The organism is Streptomyces sp. CG 926, from assembly GCF_003148825.1.
Classification (GTDB): domain Bacteria; phylum Actinomycetota; class Actinomycetes; order Streptomycetales; family Streptomycetaceae; genus Streptomyces.
Genome location: NZ_QGGZ01000026.1, coordinates 34452 through 44981, shown reverse-complemented (window position 1 = coordinate 44981; position 10530 = coordinate 34452). Strand labels below are relative to the sequence as shown.

General features: G+C 68.0%; 8 protein-coding genes. 1 reads left to right on the top strand and 7 read right to left on the bottom strand.

From position 1 onward, the window contains the following. Window positions 1-629: 629 nt before the first annotated feature. On the bottom strand, window positions 630-1838 hold the full coding sequence (locus tag BCL76_RS38725) for a hypothetical protein (protein ID WP_146228522.1): 1209 nt from the start codon (window positions 1836-1838) through the stop codon (window positions 630-632). Window positions 1839-2048: 210 nt separating this feature from the next. Between BCL76_RS38725 and BCL76_RS38150 the strand changes: the two genes are divergently transcribed. Further along, on the top strand, window positions 2049-2339 hold the full coding sequence (locus BCL76_RS38150) for a hypothetical protein (RefSeq protein ID WP_109784088.1): 291 nt from the start codon (window positions 2049-2051) through the stop codon (window positions 2337-2339). A gap of 436 nt (window positions 2340-2775) precedes the next feature. Here BCL76_RS38150 and BCL76_RS38145 read toward each other — a convergent pair whose 3' ends face one another. The 6 genes from BCL76_RS38145 to BCL76_RS40440 all read right to left on the bottom strand — a co-directional run bounded on the left by BCL76_RS38145 (window position 2776) and on the right by BCL76_RS40440 (window position 10322). Next, window positions 2776-3372, bottom strand: a complete 597-nt coding sequence (locus BCL76_RS38145) for a hypothetical protein (protein ID WP_109784087.1) — start codon at window positions 3370-3372, stop codon at window positions 2776-2778. Continuing rightward, the gene (locus BCL76_RS38140; protein WP_109784086.1) at window positions 3372-5126 is read right to left on the bottom strand and encodes a helix-turn-helix domain-containing protein; all 1755 of its coding nucleotides are present in this window, start codon (window positions 5124-5126) and stop codon (window positions 3372-3374) included. Before BCL76_RS38140 ends, BCL76_RS38145 begins: the two co-directional genes overlap by 1 nt. 162 nt (window positions 5127-5288) lie before the next feature. Beyond that, on the bottom strand, window positions 5289-6422 hold the full coding sequence (locus BCL76_RS38135; RefSeq protein WP_109784085.1) for an ATP-binding protein: 1134 nt from the start codon (window positions 6420-6422) through the stop codon (window positions 5289-5291). A gap of 124 nt (window positions 6423-6546) precedes the next feature. After that, window positions 6547-7311: an ATP-binding protein gene (locus tag BCL76_RS38130; RefSeq protein WP_109784084.1), complete on the bottom strand. Its 765-nt coding sequence runs from the start codon at window positions 7309-7311 to the stop codon at window positions 6547-6549. Next, window positions 7308-8921, bottom strand: a complete 1614-nt coding sequence (locus tag BCL76_RS38125) for a Mu transposase C-terminal domain-containing protein (protein ID WP_375138014.1) — start codon at window positions 8919-8921, stop codon at window positions 7308-7310. Before BCL76_RS38125 ends, BCL76_RS38130 begins: the two co-directional genes overlap by 4 nt. 135 nt (window positions 8922-9056) lie before the next feature. After that, on the bottom strand, window positions 9057-10322 hold the full coding sequence (locus tag BCL76_RS40440) for an ATP-binding protein (protein WP_146228521.1): 1266 nt from the start codon (window positions 10320-10322) through the stop codon (window positions 9057-9059). Window positions 10323-10530 lie beyond the last annotated feature (208 nt).

Below are 10530 nucleotides of genomic sequence, written 5' to 3'. Positions count from 1 at the left end.
GCGCGCGGTCTCCTGCGGAGACACGACGCGGAGTGACTGCGTCACTCCCAAGGTGGCTGCGTCGCTGCGCGACGCCGGGCTGAGTGGGCCCGATGGGCCGTCACCTGCGGTGACGGTGGGGTGGTCCCGGTCCGTTCGGGGACTACCGGTCCGCGGTGGCCGGCTGGCAATGGACGGGGCTGCCGCAGGGTTTCCGTCGGCTTAATTCTAGCTGCTCAGAAGAGTTTTAAAGGTGTGTCAGGTCTGCTGTGACTGTGTGTCAGGAGCGAATATCGGGGTGTGGCCCCTGCGGGGCCGAGGTTCTGCCGGTCGCGCTGCGCGCTCCCTCTCGGTAGTAGCATGGTCGCCGGCCCCACCATGTCCATCCCGCTACGCAAAGTAACAGTCACCCTCAACCGCCACACTCAATGGTCTATACCATATAGATCGCCAAGAAAGGAAGCCTTCATTACCGGACCCCCGTAAGGCACTCACAGCAAATACCGAATCGCCCTCGATCGAATGCCAAATACAACCACCGCAGGCGAATTCTGCAAAGGGGCGTTTCTGAACCAGCGCCACTCTGTCCAAGCCTGACCCAGTCACAAAATATCTGCTTCGTAACCGGCCGTCCGATCAAGCCTTAGCTGTCACGTGCGGTTTCTGCCAAATATTCGAATCAGGCGAAGGACCTCGTCTTGATTCGTTTTCCAGAGAGTGTCTTCCAGTGGCTTCAGCCGCGGCCGGGACCGCATTGATCCAATCGCATGGGCAAGCTTGACGATGTCTCCTGGCTCGCATGTGTCCTTAAGGGCTCTAACCAGCGACGGGAGACTTGACGCTCCCCTCTCCGACCCTGCCGCCATCAGTATCAGGTCTGCACATTCGCCGACGCCTGTAGCTCTGAGCCGGTTGATCAGCTCAGCAAGTCCATCCCCATCACGCCACTTGCCCGCGCCTCTAAGAATTCCTGCCAGCGTCTCCGTCTCTTTCCTCTCCTTGAAGTCAAGGATAATTTCAACCGCCGATAACGAGTTCCGGACCACCCCAATTCTCTCGGTGACAACGTATGCCGACAGATCTTGCCTGTCTCTACGAAAAGCCTCAATAATAATCAGCAATTCTCGCGCGGTGCGGTTCTTGGCAATCGAATCGAGGACAATGCGGTCGTCACCGAAATGACCATCGGTGCGAAGAGACTCTACGACCGGGATAATTTTGTGTGGGTCACCACGGCTACCCAAATCCTGCATCAGCTGCGCTGCATGCAAATCTTTCCCTTGTTTCCGCAGCTCCTTTACGAGAATTTCCCATGTTCGAGGATGCAGGTTATCCAGCAATCCTTCGACAAGACCCGGGACGGTTTCCTCTGATACAAGCTCCGAGATTCGCTGAACAGACGATCGGGTCGAGACTTCGGAGGCCTGTTCCGCAGGCTGGACAGCCGGGACTTTCGCAAGCCAGCTGAGCAACTGGTCCTGGGAAAGAGGTCGGACGACTTCCGGCCTCGGGCTGGTCTTTTGACGATCTCGCCTACTCTTCTCAGAGGCGTTCCAGATGACGCGTGCCTCGTCTCGTCTGGATACGGCGATTTCGGCACTTTCGGAGCAGACGTCGATAACGGCTTCTACGAAGTCCCATCTCAGAGCTACGCCACTGAGCCATTCGGAGATGGTTGACGAAGACGGCACTTTCTCGAGGTCGTGAAAGTGTTCGGGAGTCAGCCGGCGCCGCAAGCCGCTGATCCTGACACCAGAGACATCGAGCCAACCCCGGAGCAAGATCGCCAAATCGTTGAGCTCGGCCGAGGCACCTCGAGTCGGCCCCCACCGCCTGCCGGTCTTCCGGGCTTCATCCACGCGCCCCGCCCCCACCCGCTGCCTCGGACACCTACGAGGCGCCGCGGAGCCGTTCTCCGGAGTTGTCCGGATGCCGTTTGCTGCAGGTCATTCCAGCACAGCAGGGTCGTATCAGCAGCCCTTTCACCTGAAGGGGCTGACTCAGGAGGGCCTGCCGGGCTCGGCATCGCAACCATCCGGCAGGCCCTCAGCACCCCGCGAGGAGGCACCATGAACCACCTTAAGGGCTCTCCTGGTCGCTGCCGAGAGGCTCTGATCGCCTACCTGGCTGCTCTGGCGACCGGCATCGTCCTTGTCGTCCTGGGCGTCAGCCCCTCGGCCGTCATCACCGTTGCTCTCGGTGTAAGCGTGCTGTTCGAGAAGTTCAGTGCATCGCAGCGCGAGGGCAGCCGGCCCAACGCGTTGAACCAGACCTCTCCGGCTGTCCCCGGGCCGGCGGGGGAGCTTACCGAGGTCAACGAAGTCACCGACGATGATTCAGGGGACTCGAAACAAAGCTGACGCGCAGTCTCCATATAGATGCCCTATGGGAGTGGGCGCCGCGCAGCGGTTCGTCGGCGTCCCTTCCCGTCTATAGGTCATCGTCTCTCTTCCCTCTTCTGGAGGTCTTGGCAAGGAAATCTTGGAGCCACTTCCATTGCTGCTGTGGAGTCGGGCCTTCCGAGCTCGGAGAAGGCGGTGGGGGCTCGGGCTTGTAGGAGGCTAGCGCCCTCTTCATCAGCTTGTCGGTCTCCAGCGGGTCGATCCATGGGTCGTTGGCCTCGTCACGATCCACCCATCTCTGCACCGCAGCTGTGAATTCATCACGTTCACCCATAAGGATTTCCCTTCTTGGCCAGGTGTCTTCTGTGGCGGCCCCGAGGTGGCCGAAGGGTGCCTGAACATGGCTGTGTCCGCGGCCTGCCGGCCGGGGACACAGCCATGTTCGGGCGGGGGGTCAGGCGCCGATACCTACGGCAGAGACGTACGCGTAAGCCGCGTAGTCGGAGTCGAGGTCGGTGATGACGTCGTCCCAGATCTCGTCCACCATCGCCTCGTTACGGGCCGCCCAGGCGTCCACCAGGTCCGACCAGATGTACCGAACGGTGATGGACCGATCGCTCAGGGGGCGGCTGTACTTGGCGTCGACGTGGCTCTGGTCGACGGGGTAGATCTCCATACGACGGCCGCGGCCGTCGTTGTCGAGGTGACGCACCAGCCAGCCGGACCGGATCAGGTTCTCCCGCCGCCGCCACCAGTACGCCGCGTCGATCCGCTCCCTGGACGCCGGGGACGGCGTGGCCTTCCCGCGCATCCAGGAGCGCACCGTGCGGGCGGTGACGCCCTGTTCGGCGAGAGCTTGGCGGCCGGCGGGGCTGTCGAGGTAGCGCAGGCGGGCGGCCAGGCCGCGGTGGGTGGTGACGGGCGAGACGATGCCGGAGGCGTGCACGATCCGGTTGAGTTCCAGGATCAGCGCCTGGCCGCCCTTCATGCCCCGGGCGTCGTGGCGCTGCCATTCGCCCCAGCGGGACCACAGGTCCTCGGAACCGGCCATCAGCGCCTACCCCCGAGCGTGTAGATGTTCTTCTCCTTGACCTGGTTCAGGTCCCGGCCCTCGGCGAACACCTGCCGCCAGTCCCCGATGACGTGGAGTTCGTCCGTGCCGGAGATTTCAACGACCTGCAGTCCGGCCTTGTGGATTTTGTTGGCCTTCATCCAGAGGTTCGCGAAGGCTTTCGCGCGCATGATGTGCATCCAGTCCGGGCGTCGCATGTCGCGATTAGCGGTGGACTCACCCAGGGTGGAAACCAGCTTGGAGTACATGGATTTCACGTAGTTGACGGTCAGTTCGTCACCCTCGGCAAGAGCAGTCTTTCGGACCTCGGCCAAGGCCCGGCGGAGTTTTTCCAAGAGGACTTCGGTGCCGCCGGAGACGAGTGATCGGTGGATTGTGGGTGCGTCGGCGAGGTTCTCGCGCGCGCAGTCGAGGAGGAGACGGAGGGTGGATTCGGACACCCACAACTCGCCCGGCTCCATCCGGTTGCCCAGCGGGTTGGGCAGGTCGGTGTGCTCCCACTCGGCGGGGGTGATGAGGTGGACGCCGGCCTTCTTCCGGTCGTGGACACCGCTGGTGTCCTCGCGGAGCTGACCGATCGGCAACCACGCCTTGAACGCACTCAAGTAGGCGGCGTTCATGTCGAGGGCGGTCACCTCGAACTCGGCGCCCGCCTTGGCGGCCTTGAAGACGCTGGCATTCCGCCACTTCGGACGGCCCTCCCAGATCTCGTCCGCGCCTTTCTGGGAGCGCTTGCGCAGGACATCGGCGGTCGGCGGGAACTCCGAATGCTCGTACCGGCCGCCGACCCGCGACGCTTTGAAAAACGTCATGACGTCCGGGATCGCGGACTTCAACAGCGCGGCCTGAGCGGCCTCCAGGTCCCCGTCGCACTCCTGCAGCGCTTCGTGCACCCGGCCGGTGATCTGGTCCACCAGCGACCCGGACGCGTACGCCCGCGGTGCTCGCGGCCCGGCGGACGTGACCGCCGGCTCGACGGGGGCCGCTGAGGGCTCGGCTTGGGGCTCCGGGGCCGGGCCTGCCGGCGCAGCGGGAGACGGCTCGGGCTGGACCTGCTGCACGGCCGGCTCCGCCGGGAGCGGCGCGGCCGGGAGCGGCGCGGCCGGGAGCGGCGCGGCCGGGGCCGGATCGTCGGGAACAGCTCCGGGCTGGCCCTCCGGCCGCTCCTTCGCTGCTTCCGGCGCGGGCGCGAGAGTTGAGGCTTCGGCGGGGAGCTGCTGCGGCACAGAAGCCGGCGCGAGTGGTGTCGGGGTCGCGGCGGCGACGGCGGCCGCGCACTCCTCGGCGGACAGGTGCTGCGGGAACCCTTCGAGTTCGTCGCTGGTCGGCTGCCCGCACAGCACGCACGCCACCGCGGGCACGGCCGCTTCCGGCGCGGGCGACTGCGGGGTGGCCGTGTGCGGGGGCTGGGCGGGGAGCTGGACGGCGGGGAGCGGCAGTTGCGCGGCCAGGGGCGGGGCGGCGACGTCGAAGGGACGCAGGGCGGGGATCGAGCCGTGCAGGACACCGACCGCGTGGGTGGGACCGGCGAGGAGGTCCAGGACGTGCAGGCCGAAGTGGGCGGCCAGGCCGTCGACGTCTTCGAGCGACCAGTGCTGGCGGCCGGCCTGTTTACGCGAGACCTGCGCCTGGGAGAGGCCGAGGGCCTCGGCGACGACATTCTGACGCTCACCGGTACGCGTCATCAGCGCGGCGACCGTGAGCCTCAAGAGTTCTTCCGTACCCATCACCATGATGCAACCCTAGACCAGCTGATGCGGAAAACGCATTGTGGATGCGTATTGGTTCGCTGGCTCGGGCGGTGATGATCATGGTCGCTCCGCCCCGGCACCGAGGGGAACGCTGCTTCCGCACTGCGGGCGCGGGCCGCGGAGCTCCGTGGCGTTCCAGGCGGCTCAGATGCCCCCGAGTCGGCGGCATGCCGCCTCGACCAGGGCGCTGCCGGAGTGTGCGAGGGGATCGGTGAGGACGGCGTCGATGACGTGGGCGGTGATCTGGGCGAAGGCGCGGAAGTTGCCCCGTGTGCAGCGTTCGTCGGCCCGGGCGATGTTCTGTGGCGGCACCTTGCGCCAGAGCGGGTGGAAGACGGGAAGAACGGCCTGGGCCTGGGCGGGGGTGAGCGGCGGGATGTGCTGGCGGGTCAGGATGCGGGAGGCGAGCTCCGGTATCCGCTGGAGGGCTCGGGTGCTTCCCGTTCCGGCCAGGACGAGGGTGGTGGGCGCGCCAGGGTCGGCTGCCAGGCGGCACAGGTACTCCAGGGCGGGCGGCGACAGCCGCTGAACGTCGTCGCACACCAGCACGTGCGGGCTGCGCAGCGCGGTGGCCAGGGCCTGGTCGGTGGTGTTGTAGCGGTTGTCGAGTCGGACATTGAGTGTGAGTGCTTCGGCGATCGCGTGGCGCAGCTGGGAGACCGAGGCGCCCACGGGGATCGGGACCCGGCACACGTTCGGGCCGGGTGGCAGGAGGGAGAGGGCGTACTGCAGGGCGACGGTCTTGCCGGCCCCCGGGGCGCCGTCGATGTTCATCACGCCGCTGGCGGCCACGACGTGCCGCAGGGCCGAGGCGGTCTCTTTTAGGGCTTCGGTGACCGCCACGTCCGCTTCAGGGATCAGCGTGTCCACGCCCGCTGCGGCACAGTCGGGGCCGGCTCGGAAGGGGTGGTCGCCCTCGCAGGGGCAACGGCGGGCCCGGTACAGGGGTGTGGACAGGTCGGCGGTCGGGCGGGGACCCGGCTTCCGGCCGCGGGTCAGGTCGTGTTCGGCTGCCAGCAGGGCATCCATCCGGGCCCACGTCGTCTCGTCCCAGGCGGGGGCCTTCAACAACCATCCCGCGCGGGCTGGAGCGGTCCGGGACGGGGGTTCGTCGCGGGCCTGCCACAGCCAGCGCGTCACCGTGCTCACCGGCACCCGGGCAAGGCGCGCCGCGGCGTACCGGTGCGGCCCCAGCAGCCGGCCCGCCTCGTCAATCGCGAGGAGGCGCTCGACCAGCACCGCATGGGACAGCATGCCGTCCCGGATCACCTGCGCCATCCGTCATTCCTCACTGCGTGACGAAGCCGGCCGCCGGAAGCGGCCGGGGCGGGAACTTTCGAACGGAGCACGCCAGCCCGCGGTGGACGATGGAGCCGTGGGACGTTTTTCGTCATGTCAGCGGTCACCCGAGGCGGCTGAAGGCCCAGCGGAGCACTTCCTGGTCGGGGTGGTCGCGGCCCGTGCGTTCGAGTGCGGTGATGGCGTGGGCGGTGAGCCGTGCCCAGTTACGGAAGTTGCCATGCGCTGCGTGGCGGTCTGCGTAGGCGATGTCGAGGGGCGCGGTGTGGGCCCAGACGGGGTGGTAGAGCGGAATAACCTGCTGGACTTCTTGCACGGTCAGCTTGGTGACGTGCTGCCAGATGAAGATTCGGGAGGACAGCATCGGCTCCTTGCGCAGCACGCTGTGAGCGCCCTCTCCGCCGGCGAAGATGATCGCGATCTGGGTATAGGGGTGGTCCCAGAGGAACCGGAAGTATTCGAACGTTTCTCGGTTGAGCCACTGGGCCTCGTCCACGACCAGCGTGCGTGGTTGGGCTGCGAGTGAGTCCAGAAGCAGGCGGTCGAACTCGGACGGGTGGCGTGGGGGCTCTCCTGGCAGGCCGAGTGTGCCGAAGAGTTCGTGGCGTACGGAGCGGGCGGTGGGGCGGGCGCGGAAGGTGATCCGGCAGACTTCCTCGCCGCGGGTGCGTTCGAGGTCGCGCAGGCAGACGTTGGCAGCGAGGGTCTTGCCGACGCCGGCCGGGCCGTGGAGGCACATCATCGCCCGGGCGTCGATGGTGTCGGTGATGTTCTCGCGTGCGGTCAGCAGTGCCCGTGTTGTGACGATCGTGGCGTCGGGGAGCTGGGTGTAGTGGTCGGTCTCCCGGGGCGGGAGCTGGCTGGTCATCGCTTCGTCTCTCCGTTACGGGGGTGTTGGGCGATGGAGGGGCGCAGGGAGGCCGGGGTGTTCCAGTCCGCGGGTGGCGGTGCGGGCGGGATGAGGTCCGGGAGGGCCAGGGTGGCCATGTCGCTGTGGGCGGCTGCGTCGAGTTCCTGGTCGGCCTCGGCTGCTGTCACGGCGCCCAGACGCTGCGGTGCCGTGGGGCTGGTGGCGGGGGCGTAGCGCTGGCGGCGCAGGGCTTCGGCCTTCTTTGCGTCGTCGCGCAGGCGGCGGGCGCGCGTGGTGCGGGTGCGGCGCAGTGCGTCGAGTTGTTCGGGTGTGGCGGCGTCGGAGAGGTGGGCGGTGCCGAGGTGTCGTCCGGCGGGGTCGCAGACCTCGATCTCGTGGTTGTGGTGGGGCATGTGGCGGATGCGGATGCTTCGGCCGGCTTGGCCGGCCATCCATGCCGCGATGTAGTTCCGGCCGCGCCAGCGCACGCCGTGGCTGGTCAGCTTCCGCACCCGGCCGTCGTCCTCGAGCATCAGCCCCCACAGGGCGCTCTCGGCGACCTCGGAGAGTGGTGTGGGGTCAGCGTTCCAAGCCTCGATGGGTGTCCGGCCTGCCAGGGAGGCGGGGCGGTGCTCGGTGTTCCACCAGCGCGCCCAGTCCAGGACCTCGGTGGTGAATTCCTCGAAGGCCAGGTGCAGGGGTGGTGCGTCCTGGTCGGCCTTCTTCCTGGTGCGTCGGGGCGTGGGGGTGAGGGTGTAGCCGGGCAGGGCGGCGAAGAGCATGCGGTCGGCGCAGCGGTTGAGGTTTTCCACGGTGCCCTTGAGGTGAGGGCTGTAGGCGGGCAGGTCCTCGACGCGGGTGCCCAGGGCTCCGAGCGCGCCGAGGACTGTCTTGGACAGGAAGTCCTTGCCGCGGTCGACACGGACGTGTTCCGGTACCCCGCCTGCCGGGCCGTAGGGGGCGGTGCGCAGGACCGCGGCGCGCAGGGCGGCCAGGATCGAGGCCCGGGAGGGGTAGCCGGGTGTGACAGCGGTGCCGGTGATCGTTGTGGTGGCGGTGTCGATGAACCAGGTCACCCAAGGGCGCACCAGGTCTCCGTCCGCGTCGACGAGGAGGGGGGCCTGGACGTGGTCGGTCTCCCAGGTGTGGTTCCGCCACAGGCGGGGCCGGCGTACGAACACGTCGTGCGCGCGGGCTGCTTCCGGGCCGCGTGCGAGGGCCGCGCGTTCACCGGCGGTCAGGTCGCGGCGTACCGCGCGCAGGAACGTCGACAGCGACGGCAGCGGGTCGAGGACCGGTACCGCGTCGGCTGGTGCCCCTCCCGGGAGGTGGGTGGAGGGTTGACCGGTCGTCTGCCGGGCGCGGGCCGCGAGCTGGCGGTGCACTGCGGAGGCGTTCCCGCGCCAGTACGCGAGCAGAACCCGTATGTCGGCGGTGACCTCGAACCGGTCCCCCGGCCTGGTGCCCTCGGTGGGTGCCGTTGCGGGACCTGCTTCGGCCTGTGCGAGCCACCGCCATACCGTCCTCTCCGACACCCCCAGGCACTCCCCCGCCAGACGCACATGCCCGCGCGAGAGCCGCCGCTGGGCCCGCAGCCGGAGCAGCTGCTCGACCGCCGGCCCACGCAACGCGGCAAGTCCAGGGCCTGCCAGTACCGGGGCGGTGAGTGGCGGAGTCGGGTCTTGCGGTGCGTGTGAAGTACTCATGGGTGTCCCGCCTGTCGCTCTGCCTCGGGCTTCCTTCTCCTCGGGTGCCGGGCGATGTCACGGGTAGGGGCCCAGCCGGGCACAGGCCTGCTCGATCAGGAGGCGGTCTACTCGTGTGGCGTTCTCACGCTTGGACAGGGCGTAGAGGTGAGAGGTGATCTTCGCCCAGGTACGGAAGTTGCCTCGCGCGACTGTGGCATCCGCCCACCCCACATCTGCCGGATCCGTGTCCTCCCACACGGCATGGAACATGGCCAGCGTCTTCGTGAGCTGTTCCGGTTCCATTCCGGGAACCTGGTGCCAGGTCAGGACCCTGGAGCGCATGGCCGGGGCCCGCGCGATCATCCGTTCCGCTCCCGCCCCGCACAGCACCAGCGACGCCGCCGTCCTCGGCTCGTCCCACAGCAACCGCAGGTAGTCCAGCAGAGCGGGAGACAGACGCTGCGCATCATCGAGGAGCAACACCCCGGGACGGCACAGCGCCTCCCCGAGGGCGCGGTCCGCCGGCTGCGCCCGGTGCGAGAGAGAAACCGCCGGCAGGCCCAGGGCTTCCAGCAACGACGCGCGCATCTGCGGCAGGCCCGGCTTCACCGCGACCACCGCCCGCCACACCGGCACCCTCGAGGGCAGCAGATGCAGCGCCTGCTGCACCGCCACCGTCTTACCCACCCCCGGATCCCCGAACCAGCAACCGATCCCCCGCGCCGCAACCGTGTGCCCGACCGACTCCACCACCGCAGCCACCACGGCCGTCGACACCACCCGCGCCCCCGGCACGAACAACCGCACCCCACCCCGCGGAGGCACCGCCTTCTGCGCACCGTCCCCATCCCCTGGCAGGGCCATCGGATCCGTGTCGACCACCGGCAGGCCCTCACCCGCCCGCTGCAGTTTCAGGTCAGCCAGGACCCGGTCATACCGGCTTACCTCCACCCGGTTCCGGGATGGCCTCGCCACCCCCAGTACCCGCCCTGCCCGTAGATCCCGCTGCACCGCCCGGTGCAACGTGCCCAACGACGGCACACCCACGGCCGCGGACGCACCCTCGGCCGTCATCCGCCGGTGCAACGCCGCGACATTCCCGCCCGCCTCCGCCAGGACCGCCCACAACCCGTCATCCAGCGTGAACCTGTCCTGCCTCGGCACCGGCTCCAGCCGGCCCTCACGCGCCTCGGACAACCACCGCCACACCGTCCGCACCGTCACACCCGCGGCCTCCGCCATCACCCGCACGTGCAGCGACGACACCGACCCCGGTCCCTGGTCCACCGCCAACAGACGACGGACCACCACACCCCGCGCCAGCCGCAACTCCTTACCCATACCCGCCAGCACACCCGACAGCTGACGTCGCACACACAGGAATGGGCAACACCATGACAGCCAGCCGTCCTGCTGCTATGCAGCCCGCGGCAGCAGCCTGGTCACCACATGACAGCCAAGATCACCAAGCAGCTGCGCGGACCAGGCAATGCTGATCCATACGTTCGTTCCAACGGTTCTCGCTGCTGGAAGCAGGCATGCTGGCTCA

Coding starts and splice junctions, on each gene's coding strand:
- BCL76_RS38150 (WP_109784088.1), top strand. CDS start 2,049: ATGAACCACCTTAAGGGCTCTCCTGGTCGCTGCCGAGAGGCTCTGATC.
- BCL76_RS38145 (WP_109784087.1), bottom strand. CDS start 3,372: ATGGCCGGTTCCGAGGACCTGTGGTCCCGCTGGGGCGAATGGCAGCGC.
- BCL76_RS38140 (WP_109784086.1), bottom strand. CDS start 5,126: ATGGTGATGGGTACGGAAGAACTCTTGAGGCTCACGGTCGCCGCGCTG.
- BCL76_RS38135 (WP_109784085.1), bottom strand. CDS start 6,422: ATGGCGCAGGTGATCCGGGACGGCATGCTGTCCCATGCGGTGCTGGTC.
- BCL76_RS38130 (WP_109784084.1), bottom strand. CDS start 7,311: ATGACCAGCCAGCTCCCGCCCCGGGAGACCGACCACTACACCCAGCTC.
- BCL76_RS40440 (WP_146228521.1), bottom strand. CDS start 10,322: ATGGGTAAGGAGTTGCGGCTGGCGCGGGGTGTGGTGGTCCGTCGTCTG.